This window comes from Thermoplasmata archaeon (assembly GCA_038874435.1).
In the GTDB taxonomy this organism is placed as follows: Archaea; Thermoplasmatota; Thermoplasmata; order Lutacidiplasmatales; family SKW197; genus SKW197.
In genome coordinates this window covers 1-17121 of the sequence record JAVZCK010000028.1, presented here as the reverse complement: position 1 = coordinate 17121, position 17121 = coordinate 1, and the positions used below count along the sequence as shown (strand labels likewise).

At 41.8% G+C, this 17121-nt stretch carries 14 protein-coding genes; 1 reads left to right on the top strand and 13 read right to left on the bottom strand.

The window, feature by feature from the left end; translation table 11 throughout:
- Window positions 1-191: 191 nt before the first annotated feature.
- Both QXD64_08235 and QXD64_08230 read right to left on the bottom strand, forming a co-directional pair.
- On the bottom strand, window positions 192-1871 hold the full coding sequence (locus QXD64_08235; protein MEM3397295.1) for an ABC transporter ATP-binding protein: 1680 nt from the start codon (window positions 1869-1871) through the stop codon (window positions 192-194).
- Window positions 1843-3174 carry a radical SAM protein gene (locus QXD64_08230; GenBank protein MEM3397294.1) on the bottom strand — a complete coding sequence of 444 codons (1332 nt, stop codon included), beginning with the start codon at window positions 3172-3174 and terminating at the stop codon, window positions 1843-1845. Before QXD64_08230 ends, QXD64_08235 begins: the two co-directional genes overlap by 29 nt.
- 354 nt (window positions 3175-3528) lie before the next feature.
- Between QXD64_08230 and QXD64_08225 the strand changes: the two genes are divergently transcribed.
- Window positions 3529-5067, top strand: a complete 1539-nt coding sequence (locus QXD64_08225) for a DNA-directed DNA polymerase II small subunit (protein MEM3397293.1) — start codon at window positions 3529-3531, stop codon at window positions 5065-5067.
- Here QXD64_08225 and QXD64_08220 read toward each other — a convergent pair.
- From QXD64_08220 to QXD64_08170, 11 genes are all read right to left on the bottom strand, one after another.
- Window positions 5053-5685 carry a DedA family protein gene (locus QXD64_08220; protein MEM3397292.1) on the bottom strand — a complete coding sequence of 211 codons (633 nt, stop codon included), beginning with the start codon at window positions 5683-5685 and terminating at the stop codon, window positions 5053-5055. The two genes, QXD64_08225 and QXD64_08220, sit on opposite strands and share 15 nt — an antisense overlap.
- 67 nt (window positions 5686-5752) lie before the next feature.
- A complete protein-coding gene (sucD, locus tag QXD64_08215) occupies window positions 5753-6616 on the bottom strand; it encodes a succinate--CoA ligase subunit alpha (GenBank protein ID MEM3397291.1) in 864 nt (287 codons plus the stop codon).
- Window positions 6617-6618: 2 nt separating this feature from the next.
- The gene (sucC, locus tag QXD64_08210; protein ID MEM3397290.1) at window positions 6619-7716 is read right to left on the bottom strand and encodes an ADP-forming succinate--CoA ligase subunit beta; all 1098 of its coding nucleotides are present in this window, start codon (window positions 7714-7716) and stop codon (window positions 6619-6621) included.
- Between the two features lie 5 nt (window positions 7717-7721).
- Complete coding sequence (locus tag QXD64_08205; GenBank protein ID MEM3397289.1) at window positions 7722-8510, bottom strand: thiamine pyrophosphate-dependent enzyme; 789 nt, start codon at window positions 8508-8510, stop codon at window positions 7722-7724.
- Window position 8511: 1 nt separating this feature from the next.
- The gene (locus QXD64_08200) at window positions 8512-9615 is read right to left on the bottom strand and encodes a 2-oxoacid:acceptor oxidoreductase subunit alpha (GenBank protein MEM3397288.1); all 1104 of its coding nucleotides are present in this window, start codon (window positions 9613-9615) and stop codon (window positions 8512-8514) included.
- Between the two features lies 1 nt (window position 9616).
- Window positions 9617-9850, bottom strand: a complete 234-nt coding sequence (locus QXD64_08195; protein MEM3397287.1) for a ferredoxin family protein — start codon at window positions 9848-9850, stop codon at window positions 9617-9619.
- 89 nt (window positions 9851-9939) lie between these two features.
- Window positions 9940-10185, bottom strand: coding sequence for a hypothetical protein (locus tag QXD64_08190; GenBank protein MEM3397286.1), 246 nt, complete (start codon window positions 10183-10185; stop codon window positions 9940-9942).
- 18 nt (window positions 10186-10203) lie between these two features.
- Window positions 10204-11505: a hypothetical protein gene (locus QXD64_08185; GenBank protein MEM3397285.1), complete on the bottom strand. Its 1302-nt coding sequence runs from the start codon at window positions 11503-11505 to the stop codon at window positions 10204-10206.
- Complete coding sequence (locus QXD64_08180; protein ID MEM3397284.1) at window positions 11502-12965, bottom strand: hypothetical protein; 1464 nt, start codon at window positions 12963-12965, stop codon at window positions 11502-11504. The genes QXD64_08185 and QXD64_08180 overlap by 4 nt, the downstream gene beginning before the upstream one ends.
- Window positions 12940-14226 (bottom strand): hypothetical protein, encoded by a 1287-nt coding sequence (locus QXD64_08175; GenBank protein MEM3397283.1) that lies wholly within the window; start codon window positions 14224-14226, stop codon window positions 12940-12942. The genes QXD64_08180 and QXD64_08175 overlap by 26 nt, the downstream gene beginning before the upstream one ends.
- The coding region (locus tag QXD64_08170; protein ID MEM3397282.1) for a hypothetical protein at window positions 14223-17121 on the bottom strand (2899 nt) is incomplete at its 5' end. The genes QXD64_08170 and QXD64_08175, both read right to left, overlap by 4 nt.

Here is a 17121-nt window from a genome sequence, read left to right as displayed (position 1 = left end):
GGAGATTGTCATGCATCCCATCCTCCTTCGTTTTTATTCAGGGAATTCTTAGAAATAAATTAAGGTTTAGGAGTTGTGAATAGAACCATGCTGCTTTATATACTAGCACCCCAAATCTTTATGACCCCTGTGAGATGTGGAACAGATACTGAAACCAGCACAGGTTTGGTAAGCTGCTCAAATACAACTAATCATTTTACAATTTCCATTTTCATTAACTTAATGAATGCCTCGCTGTCTCTAATTTTATCGGCTTTTCCAATTTCTACTATTTTTCCATCTTCTATCACGCAAATTTCATCCATCTGCAAAATTGTGCTCAATCTGTGTGAAATCACGATAATTGTTGGGACCTCTTCTTTTATCTTCCCCAATATTCTTTCTTCAACTTTTGGCTCTACACCAGAAAGTGCTTCATCAAGAATTAGAACATCAGGTTTTCGCAACAATGCCCTTGCCACACAAATTCTTTGCCTCTGCCCATCTGAAATTTCCCTTATCCCGGGACCAATTCTCTCATTTAACCCTAACTCTTTACTTATACTGACTGCTTTCCATACTCTCTCTATCTCCTCCTTTCTAAAACCCTCTACAAACAAAGTGATGTTCTCAAGCACCGTGCCTGGGAATATTCCATCATTGGCTGTGCAGAGGATTATCTTCTTTCGCAGTTGTTTGATATTGTATTGTCTAATTGGAATATTGTTGATATAACATTCACCACTTTTCGGTGTATATATACCAGTTATTATGTTTACGAGTGTGCTTTTCCCACTTCCTGATTTTCCCACAATTGCAATGCGCTCGCCCCGCCTGATTTTTAAAGATACACCGTTGAGGACACTATCCTTGCCATACCTGTAAAAAACTTTAGCGAGATTTATTTCATTCACGCTCTCTATTTCCCTATTGCCAGATACCATGTCCTTTAGACCCAAAATCTCTTGCATTCTTTGGATTGCAGGAATTGCTTGATAAACACCACCAATATCTGTGGATAGCACTATGAGTGGTTCTATTACCATGTTAAGTAGGTAGAGAAACACAATTGCGGTTCCCATCTCGATCACTGAAACATACTGGATGAAGTACAGTATAATGATAGGGAGAACCATGAGAAGAAAAGAGTAGGTATGACCCCAACCCCTATCTAGAATTAGAACTTTCTTTACATTCCTGTACCACTTTTCTCCATCCCTTTCAAGCATGTTGAGCATCTCCCCTTCAACTGCAAAATTTTTAACAACAGATAGAGATTCAATCTTGAGTCTTAGACTCTCGGTCAACGCAGCATACGATTTTCTTTCAGACATTGATGCCCTAACAAATAGTTTTCCTTCGTATATGTACATCGCAACCAATATTGGAAGAAGGAGGAGTATAAGAATACCGATATAAGAATTGATAATGAAAAGAGCGATAAAATATGTAATGGCTCTTATAATATTTACAAGTAATGCGGGTATCATTGCAGCAGCAAACATCCCTACAAAAACGGTATCTGAAAGTATTTTACTAAGATATTCCCCCGGTGCACTCTTCTTGATTTCTTCACTCTCACTGTTAAGGAGTTTCCTGTAAAGGGTAGAAAAAAACAGAACCTGTGCCTTCTTCTTGAGTATATCCAAGCCAACATCACTTGCAAATGAGAGGATGCTGACGCAAGCTCCCAAAAGAAGCAAGGTAATAAAGAGATTTGTAAGTTGCTCTCCACCATCTAGTTCGTTACCAAATTTTTTGAAATATAATGCGAAGAGAACAGTAAGTATGGAGTTAATAATACTAATGGCAATTATCCCTATCTGATACTTGCGAATTGGCTTGCTTTCTCTAATCGCAAACTTAAATGCTTCCCTCAGTGTTGTTTTCATGTTTTTCACATCCTTTGCCTAACAAGATAGCAAAACTCTGAAATATATTTTTTGAACGCTCACATTCTTCGTTTATGGTATCTGTGAGATTCCCAAATCTTGCAAATCTTTTTCCTAAACATTGTGTGCAAGTATTAACTAGAAGACAATGGCTACATTTTTTATTCAATTCCTTTCCGTTTGACAAAAATAGTTGTTGGATATCAAAAAACTCCTTCGATGGAAAAGGTCCGTTATCAACATTGCCCATCCTAAACTTTTCATTAATCAACCAGAAGCAAGGATAAACATCGCCAGATGGGGTGATTGTTATAGTGCTAAGACCCGCAGTACAAAAATGAAATTTGCAATTCTCTGGTGAGAAGTGAGAGAGAAGTTCTGTTGAGGTAAGAGAGTTGTATCTATAACGAATCAGATCAAAATATTCTTCGGTCAATTTATCATCCTCCCGAAATGTCTTTTCTTCGTGCCATTCAGGTACCACATAAGCGTCATCAAACCCAAGCTCGGTGGTAAGATATTTCAATATATCAAGAGGTGTGAAACCGTTCTCAAATGCAATTGGTGTGTACGTTGCCTCTGCAATAATCTTACATTTTCTATCTTCTCTGGCTTTTCGAAGTATTTTCAGATTCGTGCAAATTTTTTCCCATGTTCCCTCATTATTTTTGAAGATTCTGTTTTTATCATGGATGTGTGGAGGCCCATCTACACTTATTAATATTTCTGCAAAATTTTCACATAAATATTTTGCAATATTCTCATTCATAATTGTTCCATTGGTGTTTACGATATAGTGAACATTATTGTAAGAAGTATTATTGAGATATTCTATTACTGCCTTTATTGTAGCGAAACCTAACAGGGGCTCTCCTCCAAAGAACTGGACTATTTTGATTTCTCCGAAACATTTTCTCACCTTTTCTATATAGTTTACTGCCTTTTCTGACAGCATAATCTCTTCTCTCAATCCAAAATTTCCATTTGCATAGCAATACCTACATTTCATATTGCAAGTTGTACTAATTAGCAATGTGATTTTTTCAGTAGGTGTAAACCTGCAGTTTTTCCATTTATGTGTGATTGCAAATGTTCTTCCTTTTATATTTTCTACAAGGTTTTCAATTAGTTTCTCAGGATTTTTACAGTCTTCATGCTCCACTTTCCATAGAGATACCGTAGGAGCATGGTAAACGACTACAAACTGCTCTGACTGACCTAAAATATGAAATCCCAGCTCGGTTAGAATTTTTTTTGTTGTTTCCGGTATTCCCAAAATGGGTTCTACCTTTGCGTTTGACATGTTCCGTTGCCTCCGTTAACAAAAAAAGAAAAAAGTTTTTAGTGTATATGGTTGGTTTACTCCTTGCAGCCACCAAGGCAAGCACCACAACCAAGGCAGCAGTCGCCACCACATGGTTGTGGGTTGTGTCCGGATAGCTTTATTTCACTTATCATTTTTTACCTCCTTTCGCTTTTTGTAAAAAACAGAAAGAAAAAGAAGTATTTTTTTTTTTTCGGTTGTTGATACTTCATGCAGTTTGGTTGAAATATACTTTTTATTTCACTCAGTAAACTCTAACCATACAGGCAGTCTTTTTCAACATCTGGCACTTCCATGCAAAAACCTTATTAACAATCAAAACAATGCCCCTGCATGGTCGAGCAGGAAGCGACCCGCAGGGAAGTTCTGGAAACTCTCTATGAGAGCGGATTAGTGGTTGGCGCTGAGGAATTGGAAAAAATTCTGGCAATGGTAGAGCCACTAAAGGTTGCGAAACTGCTCACCCAGAAATTTTCAGATAAATGTTTGAACTGGGAGGACATAGAAAGTGTTACTGGTGCATACTCTCAAAAGGATTCTATTGTATCTGAGGTCATTGTAGCAAAGGAGATTGAAGAGATATGTGCTAAACAAGAAATTGAAGAAGGAAGGAATGAGTTAAAGCGAAAACCAGAAATACTTGAGCCAGAAAAAATAATGGTTTTTAAATTGAATGAAGATGAGTGTGCAAGACCCTCCGCGGAGGTGTACGCTAAGTTATTTTTAGACAGATACAAAAAGATTAAGCAGATATTTGTGCATGCAAATACGAAGCATATCACTCCAATAAAAACCCTCAAAAAGCTCGCTATGCGGCCCACAACCGAGAGAGTAGAGAATACAATTGTTGGAATAGTAAACGAGGCAACTAGGTCCAAGCATGGCAACGCTATATTGGCAGTTGTTGAGGATGACTCGGGTGAGAAAATTAGAATTAGTGTGCCCGAAAAACACGCAAGATATCTAATAAAAGATTCTGTGATGGCGTTCAAAGGTAATCTTTCAGTGAGAAACGATGATGAATTATTTTTTGCCTCAGATGTTCTCTCACCCGACATTCCCACAATCGGTAGAGAGGTGCGTAGACCAAGTGAACCCTCTGCCCTCCTGTTTATTTCAGATATCCATGTGGGAAGCAAGACATTTCTATATCCTGCATGGGAAAGATTCACCAAATGGCTCAATGAAGGGGATGATGAAGCTAGAAAAGTGAAGTACATTATTGTCGCTGGTGACCTTGTAGATGGAATAGGCATCTATCCAAATCAAGAGGAGGAACTGGAAATTGACGATATTTATGAGCAATATAGAGAACTAGCGCGGTTGTTTTCACATATTCCAGAGCACATTGGAATTATAGTAATTCCAGGCAATCACGACGCAGTCAGACAAGCAGAGCCACAACCTCCACTATCGCAAGACATTCAAGAGATTCTTGGCGAAAGAGTGTTCTGTTACAGCAACCCTGCTTACATAAAGATAGCTGGGCTGAAAATTCTTATCTATCATGGTAGAAGCTTTGACGATCTTGTAGAGCAGGCACCTTCCTATCTTACATACTCAAAGCCCACGACATTAATGAGGGAATTGTTAAAACTGAGACATTTAGCACCAACCTACGGAAGTAAAACACCAATGGCACCACTGCCTTACGATGCCCTCGTAATTCATGATGTGCCAGACATATTCGTTGCTGGGCATGTGCACACATCTGGAGTAGAGAGATATAGAGGGACGCTATTGGTAAACGCATCAACCTGGCAATCCCAGACGGAATTTCAGAAACAGTCAAATATCACTCCGATGCCTGCTTGCGTGGTCTACTATGAGGTAAACACTGGAAACTACAAGATTCATTCATTTCTTACCTAGTTGTTTCTCCTTGTAAAATCTTCTGAAGAAGTAAATGGCAAGTATTACAATACAAATGATCATCACATAGTCCAAAATTGAACCATATTCAATTATCAATGTGTAGTTTTCACCCAGTATGTAGCCAAGGTAAGCAAGGGCCATGCACCAAGGAATTGAACCCACAAAAGAATAAATTGAGAATTTCCAGATGTTCATTTTTGCGATGCCTGCAGGGAGCGAGATGAAAGTTCTTATCACGGGTAGCAAGCGTCCGATGAAAACTGCCTTATCGCCATGCTTCTCAAACCACACTTCTGCCTTTCTCAAATGCTTCTCCGTAAGCAAAAAATACTTACCATATCTAAGCACTCCTGCTCTCCCCACATAGTAACCAAAATAGTATGCCGCTAAGGAACCAACAAGATTGCCAAGTGCACCTGCCAAACTTACAATGTAGATGTTAAATTTGCTGCCCGGATACACTGGAGAAGAAGCAAAGCCGGCAAACGGCATGATTACCTCAGAAGGGATTGGGATGCACGCACTCTCCAAAGCCATCAGCACAAAGATGCCGAGGTAACCGATACTAACAATGATAGATAAGATGTATTGGACCATAAATGCGATGATGCTCATAAATAGGAAAAAAAGAGTTGATATAAAATGGTTTTTATTTCCACTGGGAATATGTCCTGCTTCGCATTTACCCTTCTTTCATCAACTTTGCCACATCCGCAGGTATTTTTGCGACTTTGACACCTGCTGCCTCCAATGTCCGCACCTTTGAGTCGGCAGTACCTCTGCCCCTCTGGATAATTGCACCTGCATGCCCCATTCTTTTGCCTGGTGGTGCAGAACGCCCTGCGATGTAGGCATACACTGGCTTTGTCACATGCTTCTTAATGTAGTCGGCAGCAATCTCCTCGGCCATACCTCCTATCTCACCAACAAGCACAATCCGTTTTGTCTCCGGGTCCTTCTCAAAGAGCTCCAGAATCTCAACAAAGTTCATTCCGTTAACAGGGTCTCCGCCAATGCCAACGCATGTGGTCTGACCTATGCCCTCCTCCGTGAGCGCATTGACAATTTCGTAGGTGAGCGTCCCACTCCTTGAAACAACGCCAGTGTCTCCTTTCAAAAACACATTGTTGGGCATTATTCCCAGCTTGGTTTTTCCCACAGAGGTGATGCCAGGTGTGTTCGGTCCAATCAAAGTCACGCCTTTGTACTTGCAATAATGCACCACTTCCATTGTGTCATGGAAAGGAATGTGCTCTGTAATCACAACCAGTACCTTTATTCCTGCATCTATGGCTTCGTAACAAGCGTCCTTGGCAAAAGGTGCTGGCACAAAAATCACTGAAGCATTTGCCCCTGTTTTTTCCACACAATCCTTAACTGTGTTAAACACAGGCACTCCTTCAACCTCTGTGCCCCCTTTACCTGGTGTTACTCCACCCACAACCTTTGTACCAAAAGCTCGCATTGCCCTGCTGTGAAATGTGCCCTGGTGCCCTGTGATACCCTGTATCAAAACCTTTGTGTTTTCATCCACGATGATGCTCATTTTCACGCACCTCCTTCACACACAAATCTTGCTGCCTCATCAAGGGTTTTTACACCTTTTATACCTGCATTTGCAAATATCTGCCTTGCCTCTTCCTCGTTAAATCCCTTTATCCTTGCTGCAATCCGCATCTGTGGATTCTGGCCTAAAACCTCTACGATGCCTTTTGCCACAGTGTCGCATTTTGTCACACCGCCAAAAATGTTAACAAGCACGGCCTTTGGCTTCACCTCTAGCACGAGCTTGAACGCTTCCTTCACCTTTTCCACATCATCCGTGCCTCCAAGGTCGAGAAATACAGCTGGTTTACCACCATAGTATGTGATTGCATCCAGTGTAGCCATTGTTAGCCCAGCACCATTCGCAATTATGCCAATGTCTCCGTCAAGCTGGATAAACGAAATGTCCTTCTCTCTTGCCCTTCTCTCAAGTTCTGTAAATTCCTGGGGCACACTCTTGTATTCTGGATGTCTAAACATGGCATCATCCTCTATTATCACCTTCGCATCCGCAGCAACAAGTTTTGCACCCACATCCACAAGCGGATTTATTTCCACAAGCTCTGCATCCTCACATACAAAAATCTGATACATCTGGCGAATTATATTGCCTATTGCCTTCGCTAAATCCTTATCCAAGCCCAGTTTTGCTGCAATTTCTCTGAGCATGTATGGCTGGATACCGATAAACGGAGGAATTTTAATTTTATGTATTTCAGAATCTGGGACCTCCTCTATATCCATGCCTCCACTTGCACTGGCTAGCAGAACAGGACAGCGAGAATCCCTGTCTAAGGTTATACTCAGATAGTACTCCTTCAGAATGTTGAGCTTTTCTTCAACTAGCACCTCGCCCACAGAATAACCTCCGACTTTCATAGTCAGTATCTCTGCTGCAGCAAGTTCCAGCTCCTGCATGTTTGATGCGAATTTTATTGCTCCTGCCTTACCTCTCTTACCCGCAAGTACTTGGGCTTTCACGCACACTGGAAATGTCTGCCATTCGATTTTGTCGCCCCTGCGAAACACTTTACCATCTGGCACCGGTATTCCGTATTTCTTGAAAATCTCCTTACCCACATATTCTGGTAGTTTTACCATTTTTCTTACCCCCTTATTTTTTTCAAGCTTTCAATGTAGCTTTCTCTATCTATGTTGGCAAACTCCCCGAGCGGGAATTTACCATCCAGATTGACCGCAATTCTATTCTCATCCTTCATTATGTAAGTTTTTTCTTTGAGGAATTTGTAAAGTTCAGCTGGCTCATTAATCTTGTTGTTTCTTCCGAAGCCAGTAGGACAGATGGAGAGCACTTCCACAAATCTGAAGCCTTTTTTCTGAAATGCGGTTTTCAGACAGTTCACCAACTGGAATGGATGGGTAATGCTCCATCTAGCAGCATAATTAGCTCCGCATTCTGCCACTAACTTCACAAACTCAAAAGAGTATTCTGGGTTACCAAGGGGTGTTGTGGTGCTCATGCACTCATGTGGGGATGCTGGTGATATCTGTCCACCGGTCATCCCGTATATCCAGTTATTTACACAAATCACAAGCAGGTCCATGTTCCTTCTTGCTGCATTTATCAAGTGATTACCACCAATGGCTCCAATGTCTCCATCACCACCAATCACAATCACATCAAGCTCCGGATTCCCAAGTTTTATCCCTGTAGCAAATGCGATTGCTCTTCCATGCGTGGTATGGATTGCATCTGAAAACACATAGCCGTCTATTCTTGCAGAGCAACCAATTCCCCCAACCATAACCAACCTATCTAGATTCACCATGTCCCGCATCGCTCTGTGCATGCAGTTCATCACAATTCCATTGCCGCAACCAGGACAATAACTGTTGGGCCAGCGGTCCATGCGGAAAAATTCTTCAATCTCCATTCTATCTCACCCCCACGAATTTTTCCACTTCTTCTACACTGTGAATCTCACCACCCAGCTTTGGTAGAAATTCCACATTTTTCGCACCCGCTTTATAAGCCGCTCTTTCTACCTCTGCAACCATCTTTCCATAATTCATCTCAAGCACATAAACTTCCTTGCCTTTCACCACTTCTCCAAGAGGCCTTTCTGGGAATGGCCAGAGAGTTATTGGTCGAAACACGCCTAAATTCCCATGTTTCTTTGCCACCGCAAGTGCAGCTCTTGCAGGCAATCCATATGCAAAAAGAATCTTTTTTGCATCAGCGTTGTAAACCTCATATTTCCAGATTCTAGATGCATTTTTCCGAATCTTATCACAGATTCTTCGCACCACTGCCTCATGCACCTCCGGTTTCACTGTAGAGGGATAGCCATAGATGTCAGATGTGGTGCCTGAGATGTAAACCCTGTGTCCTCTACCAAACACAGGGAAAGGCACAATTCCATCTTCTTCTGCCTTCCAGACCTCCTTAACAATTCCGGGCTTAGCCAATTTCCTCTGAATAAGTTTGATTTCTTCTCTAACATTAACTGGCTCTCGCATGTGTGCAATTTCTCCGTCTGCGAGCAGGATAACAGGCGTGCGGTATTGTTCTGAGAGGTTAAAGGCCTCAATGGTTAAATCAAACATTTCCTGGACTGAGGCAGGAGAGAGTGCAATTATTTCGTAATCGCCGTGGCTACCGTATTTTGCCTGCATCACATCGCCTTGAGCTGGCTTTGTGGGTTGTCCAGTGGAGGGCCCTCCTCTCATGCAGTTTACTATAACCAAAGGTGTCTCAGTCATCACAGCATAGCCAATGCCTTCCTGCATCAAACTGAAACCTGGCCCAGAAGTAGCACTCATTGCCTTCAATCCTGCCCATGAAGCCCCAATGCAAGCTGAAATACTTGCGATTTCATCCTCCATCTGTATGAAGGTTCCACCTGCTTTCGGTAACTCCCTTGCCATTGCTTCAGCAATTTCAGTTGATGGTGTGATTGGATAGCCCGCATAGAATTTACAACCTGCAGCAATTGCAGCACGAACACAGGCCTCATTTCCAAGCAGGAATTCACGCATATTAATCCTCCAAGAATTTTATTGCTTGGTCTGGGCAGGAAAGCACACAGAGTTCGCAAGAAAGTTCCTCGCCCTTTTTCTTCTTTGCATTAACGCATTTATCAGGATGCTCAACATTTGGCAGCACAGCACCTCGCTTCGATATTTTTTCACTCTTAGAATAGACCTTTCTGGGACAGACATGAATGCAGAGATGACAACCCTTGCAGTAGTCGGGGTTTATTTCAGGATGCATTGCACCGCCTCACGGCAGAGGAACACATGGAGTTATAAAAATTTGGTGAAAAATGAATGATGATTACTGAATCAATCGGACCAAGAGCATCATATGTTCGGGCAATGTGCACTGTGTAACTCAGGACGCTTCGCTCCCTCTATCGCATCACTCAAGCCATCATCGTCTGTGTCCGCATCGTTTAGGTTAGTGCCAAGCAACACCTCAACATGGTTGCTCAACCCATCAAAATCACTGTCCAGGTTGGAACACGCTCTGTAGTCTAGGGTTTCTCTGATGTGAGCTAACAGAACCTCTGATAGTATTTTGGCCGCATAAAGATATTTGCCCCTCATAATTGCCTCGAACAGATGCTAATAACGCAAGATATGGCTTTTTTCTCTCTCTATCCATTTCTGTGTAATTTGTGCTCCTTTGTTTTCTCTCCATTTCCATACTACAACAACTGGACAAATCAGCAATACAATATATCCCGACCAGTATCCAGAACTTTCTCTTACTGGGATTTCTTCGTAGAGCTCAAACAAATCACCACCACAAGCTACAGCAATCTCATTACCAGGATGTAATGTATCAAACTCTCCAATTTCCAAATCTGTGATATAATTGTACTTGGATGCCTTGAATATCAACTCCTTCTTCCATGTTCCGTTCTCTTCCCATACCAAATAACACTCTTCATAGGCACCAGCTACAATCTCGTTCCCTTCATGTCCACTCCAGCAGTCACCAATGGTCACAGCTAGGATATCTGCCAGAGAGGAGTTAATTCTTATTTCCTCCCTCTCAAAACTAGTGTTATTCCACCATATTATCCATAGACTGCCAGCATAATCACCACATACAATCTCACTTTCGTTATTCCATGTAATAATATCTCCTATCCTGCCTGAGGTTATGTGTATGGGAAGATTCTCTACCAGGCCGAATTCTTCCCAATACCATCCACTACCATTCCATGCATACATTGTTAAGTTTTCTTCAGTAAACACAACACACTCATTGCCTTCAAATCTCGGGTCAAAATCTCCTATATCACATTCTTCATATGCTTTTCCTGTATGGGTATCATCTATCACTTCCATCATCCATGTACCGTTTTCTGCCTTATAGAACTCTCTTATCAACCCCCCGTATGTACAACAAAATAGTTCATTTCCACTATGCCTTGGATCAAAATCACCTATTTTCACTGTTCTTACTGTAGCTTGCTGCTCTGCCCACGGGTCCCATATCATCGTTGCATTCCAACTCTGGGTTGTGTTGTTGTAGCTTATCACAAATAATTGATACAGTCCATCTACAACTTCCACGCCTTCAACATCTGGGTCTAAATCGCCAACTGCTAAGGCTGGAATGTACCAGACATCATAGCTCCTGTTCCATATTACATCCCAATACCATATTTCTCCCTCTCCATACTCATATGAAATGTTATACCCCCACCCATTGAAGATTACCTCGTTATTTGGCCAGCTTTTGTCTACCTCGTTAATTTCCACAGAATTTGTTATTGTCCCAGTGAGGTTTGTTGGGAGCTCTCTGTAGCCAAATGTAGTGTTAGATTGGCGAAATCCACCGGTTGATGTACACCAAATATTTCCAAAAAAGATTAATGAAAAAACAAAAAATATCAAGAGCCTATATCCTTTCATACTTCTGCCTCCTTCACAATTTCATTGATGTCCGTACATGTTTGGTAGATTGCCATTACGAGTGCAGCACTGGTTGTGCCTATGCCAATACCTTTCAAAATAATGTTGGCACAGCCCATGTTCTTGATGTATTTTACCAGTGCCATTGCTGAGGAAAACACTGAGTAGAGGTCGCTGATAACAACCAGGACCTTTAGGAAAATTGGCGGTATCCAGGGCTTTAGGACACTAAACAGAATCTCTTTGCCTGCACCTACTGGGTCCTCAAGGATTTTTGTTGCAGTTGCTATTGCCTGTTTTATCATCTGTTCTGCCAATTCTATCTTTGCATATATTTGGTTCAATATTTCTTGTAACTCCTGGAGTTGCTGATTTACCGTATTTTCGGCTTGAGACCAGAGTTCCTGAATGTAATTTTTGATAGCATTTTTCAGGTCTAGAATAATCTTGTTTACCAATGATTGAATTTCTGTCTTTATCTTACTCACAATGTGTATTAGTATGTTCTCTGGCCTTGGGTTATTCTGCGGGTCTGGTGACTTGGCAAATATTCTTAATCCCTCCATTAGTGCATTCTCAAGTGCAGTTCTCACTTTCTCCTTCAAAAACTCCCTCACTTTTCCCATCACAACATCTTTCTTGTAAAAATCTATGTCTTTCAGTGCTTTTTCAACACTCTCATAGATTGTGGTTATTCCACTATCTAACATCTTTATGAGTTCTACAGAAATTGTTTGGGAGATTTCACCCACAATTTCAGTCATTTTGTAAAATATTGCGTCTTTTATGTCTTTCTCCGTTGGGTTTGGTGGCAACTGAAGTGGCAAATACTTCTTGACGAAGTCCAGCACAATGCTCATGATTATGCCTGAGTAGTTCATCAGCAACGCTTTCCAGTCCCTTTTCATGCCGTAAACTGCATTCACTATTCCGCCTACAGATGTAGCGAATGCCTTGCCCTGGGCAATGAACGGATTCTTTTCCAGTTCACCGCCTAACCCTTTCTCGCCACACAGAAGGGCATATAGCGAGCCTTTTGGGTCTGCCAGAAACTCGGTGATTAGCTCAATTATCGCATTCACATATGCCTCTATATTGGCTATTGCGCTCTTTGCTTTCTCCATCGCATCTCTTACATACTCTTTCACTATTCCCAGCATCTTCTTTATTTCCGCTTTGAGCTGTGCCATTATCAGGTTGGGTATCTCTGCATACTCCCCTTTCAATGCTACATCCACTATTTTCTTTACCCATTCTAAGCCTGCCGGCAACACACTGCAGATTGCATTCACTATCATGTCCTTGCAGAATTTTATCACTGTGTCCACAAGTGTACTTACAAGCGTTGTAAACGCACTGGCTATGCTTGCTATTACATTGCTCACACAGGAAAACATGTCAAGAATAAAAAGAGAAAGTCCCAAACTATAATAGTCAACTATGTTTTTTTGCCCTTCCACTTGCTAACACCCCAATTACCACACACAGCATTGGTACTATAGTTGCATAAATTTGTTCTAACAACATGCTCTCTGTCACATTTGTATTTTCATATATCTCAAATAATATCCCAGTTCCAACTGCAATCTCATTCATAGGATGGAGGGTATCAAATTCACCTATCTCAATATCATGTGGGTCCTGATATTGTGGACAATAAAACACTATTGAATTTTTCCAAATTCCTTCATCTTCCCATAGGAGTACTATCCTTGACGGGTCGCCCCAGTATGTTCCTGCCAGAATTTCATTACCTGCATGCCCACTCCAACAGTCACCTATCGCTATGGTGGAGAATTCCAACCCTTCACCTGTTCCTATCCCTAATCCATATATTACTTTTCGTTCAAAATTCGTACCATCCCACCATACCGTTATAAGGATTCTTGAACCCTTTTCCCCACATACAATCTCCAGGTTCTCGTTGCTTGTGTTAAGTTCGCCCACTCTACCTGCAGTACATAACCCATCATCCCACCACATCGCATCCTCTACTATTATCACCTTTATACTGTCCCACCAACTGCTACTTGTGTTCCAACCCAGAATCGTTAGATTGTTCGTTGTAAAACACACAATTTCATTCCCAGGATAAAGTGGTGTCACATCTCCTACATCCAGTTCTATCGAGACCTCTCCTGCAACCAATGTCTTGTTTATCCATGTCCCATTCTCTACCTTATAATATTCCCTCAACTCATTTCCTCCATGAACTATTAGTTCATTACCTGTATGTAATGGGTCAAAATCCGCTATCTTAATTGCATGCACTAAGCTTCCACCTGTCTCGTTGTATGTGTCCCATAGCATTATTCCTGTCCAATTACCTGTAGTATTATCATAAGTAATGAGATACAATTGATAGAGCCCTTCTACTATCTCATTTCCTTCTATGTCTGGGTCTATGTCTCCCACTGCCAATTTCGGTGTGTAATCTAGATCGTACGGTCTGCGCCAAAGAGTTTCATTATTCCAACTATCTCCTGACCCATAATAACAAACCACACCGAGTCCTAATCCTGTACTCACTATTTCGTTACCAGGCCATATACTTCTGACATCGGCAATTTCTATCATATCTGATGTAGTTATTGCTGGCATATTTATCTCACGCACTGAGAACGATGGAATATTCTCTTTAATGTAACTCCCACACGCATTGTGAACAATAATTAAAGAAATGGCTACTCCTATTATCACAAGTGTCTTTACCATTTTCATATTCCCTCCTCCACACAAATATGGGCTATATCATTATATGTCTGAGAAATTGTCATAATCAAAGATGCACTTGTGGTAGCTATACCAATCCCTTTCAGGATTATGTTCGCTGAGCCCATATTCTTGATGTACTTCGCCAGGGCCATCCCCGACGAAAACACTGCATATAAATCACTTATTACAACTAAAATTTTCAGAAATACTGGTGGAAGATATGGTCGCAACAACTCTATCAAAATTTCTTTACCTGCTTTCACAGGGTCCTTTATTATCTCAGTCGCAACCTTCAATGCATTCTTTATCTGCTCTTTCACATTCTCTATCTTTTCTTTTACATCATTAATTATCATCTGGGCTGTTTGAAGTTGTCCATTGATTGCATTTTCTAATCCTTCCATTACTTCGTTTATCACATTTCCTATGTATTCTTTCAACTCTGTTATTATGTTGTTGGTAGCACTAGTGAGATAGTCCATAACAGATTTTGAAATGTTCTCCACAATTCCAACAAGTATGTTCTCTGGCCTTATAGTTAATGGTGCATTGCTCTCTGGGATTGTCGCAAATACTTTAAGACCATTATACAACCCATCTACCAAAACACCCCTAATTCTCTCTTTTACAAAACACCTCACCTTCTCCATCACCACATCTTTCTTGTAGAATTCAATCCCTGCAACCGCTTTCACTATCGTTTCGTAAATCAGGTTGATACCTGTGTCTAAAAGCGTGGTTAGCCTATCTGCACACTCGTTAGAAATTTTTCGAATAATCTCACTCATTTTTTCTCTTATGATTTCTTTCACATGATTGACCTCTTCTTCTGTGGGATTTGGAGGTAGTTGCGGAATACCTGGCAGATACTTCTTCACAAAGTCCATCACAATTGCCATTATTATGCCAGAATACTGATACAATAGCACTTTCCAGTCCCGCTTCATTCCATTAACTGCTAGCACGATTCCTCCAACCGAACTCGCAAATGCCTTGCCCTGAGCGAGAAATGGAATCTTCTCTAATGCTCCCAAACCTCCGTTATCACTTCCAAGCAGGGCAAATAGAGAGGTCTGCGGCTTTGATAGAAGCTGGATAACTAAATCCATTATCCCTTCAATATATCCTTCTATGTCACTTATTGCGGTTCCTACCTTCTCCATTGCTGTTCTTGTGTATTCTTTCAAAACGCCTATCATCTTCATTATTTCTGCTCTCAATTGTGTAATTATCATTCCAGGTATCTGCGCGTATTCTCCTCTCAATGCCACTTCTACAATTCCCTTTACCCACTCAAATCCTGCGGGTATGACTCCACATATCGCACTCACTATCATATTCTTACAGTATGTTATTACCGTGTCCACTATCGCATTTACTATTGTTGTAAACGCAGTAGCGATACTTGCAATCACATTGCTCACTGTGTAAATTATTTCAAGAATTCTTAGGTATATGTTACCTACATATTGCTGGATATAATTTACAGCCATACTCTGGACATCCTCTTTGCTGTAAGAGAGCAATACCTGTCCTTTCTTCACGAACAGTTTTGCCAGTTCTCTGTAGTTCCCTTTCACAAACAACTCTATCCCTTCATAGATTGGTTGTAGGGCTGTGTTCAGTAAACCGTTTATCTGCTCCCATATCCAGTTTATTGCCTCGCTTGCTAACGACTTCACTTCCTCTACAAATGAAACAAGCGCTGTTAGAATGAGTTTAATCAGTCCTTCTGCAGCACCATCTGCGTGGGCTGTGGCATTACAGCCGTTGCCGTTTATGTCCGCGATGCTGATTGCTACATCGTAGCCAGAAACCCAGGTGTTCCACGACAGTATTGGCACTTCCCATTTGTGGCTGTATTCGTAGGTTAAGGCCCCACTGCAATTTGTCGTGTGGCTTCCTAGTCCCTGTGGTGTCACAGTGATTGTGGAAAGCCCTGCATTATCCTCGGCTTTGAACGAAACAGTTAGCCAGACCTTCGGCGTTGGAATGCAGTCCTTGATTGTTACTTCCGTGACTACATTTGCTTCTATGCTCCCGTTAATCCATGGGTCTCTGCCCTCTATCTGCCACTGCTCTGTTGCGTTTTCGTAAAGGTCTAGGATTCCATCACCATCTGTGTCTGCAAGCCATGGGTCGCTGTGATTCAGGAATTCGTCAAAGTCAAGCAAGCCATCGTTGTCCGTATCATTCTTTGTTGGGTCTGAGTAGGTATGGTATGTCCCTTTCTTCTCTTTTGTCTTCTGCCATATCACTGTGTAGTCCCAGCCACGCAATTCTGCGTAGTCTGTCAGATTGTCATTGTCTGTGTCGTTGGAAAGCGGGTCCGTTGCTGGGCGGTTGTATGGGATTCCTGCCTGCTCTGTCCTTTTTACTTCTGTGCCGTCTGTGAGCCCGTCGCTATCACTGTCTCTGCACAACGGCTCTGTTTTGTATCTCTCTATCTCTTCCTTGTCGCTCAACCCATCTCCATCTGTATCAGCTAGATTTGGGTCTGTTTCGTTCTCATTCACCATCCCATCATGGTTACTGTCCTCTTCGCCATCCTTTATTCCGTCATTGTCTGTATCATCATCGTTTGGCAGTGTCCTGCTCTTGCCCTCATCCGCATCTGAAGTGAAGTTGCCTCGGCTCACATCCGTGTCTGGCGTGAGCATACCATAAGTTAAACCGAGCTCAAGACCATCTGGTAAGCCATCAGCATCAGTGTCTGGATTCAGTGGTGAGGTGCCTGTGCCTCCCTGGCTTGTTGGGTATTCGCTGCTGTCCACCAACCCATCATCATCTGTGTCTGCATCCAGCGGTGAGGTCTCTGTGGTTTCCCGCTCACCATTGTGATTTGCATCCTCTCCTCCATCGTAAATTCCATCACAATCTGTGTCTTTGTTCAATGGGTCT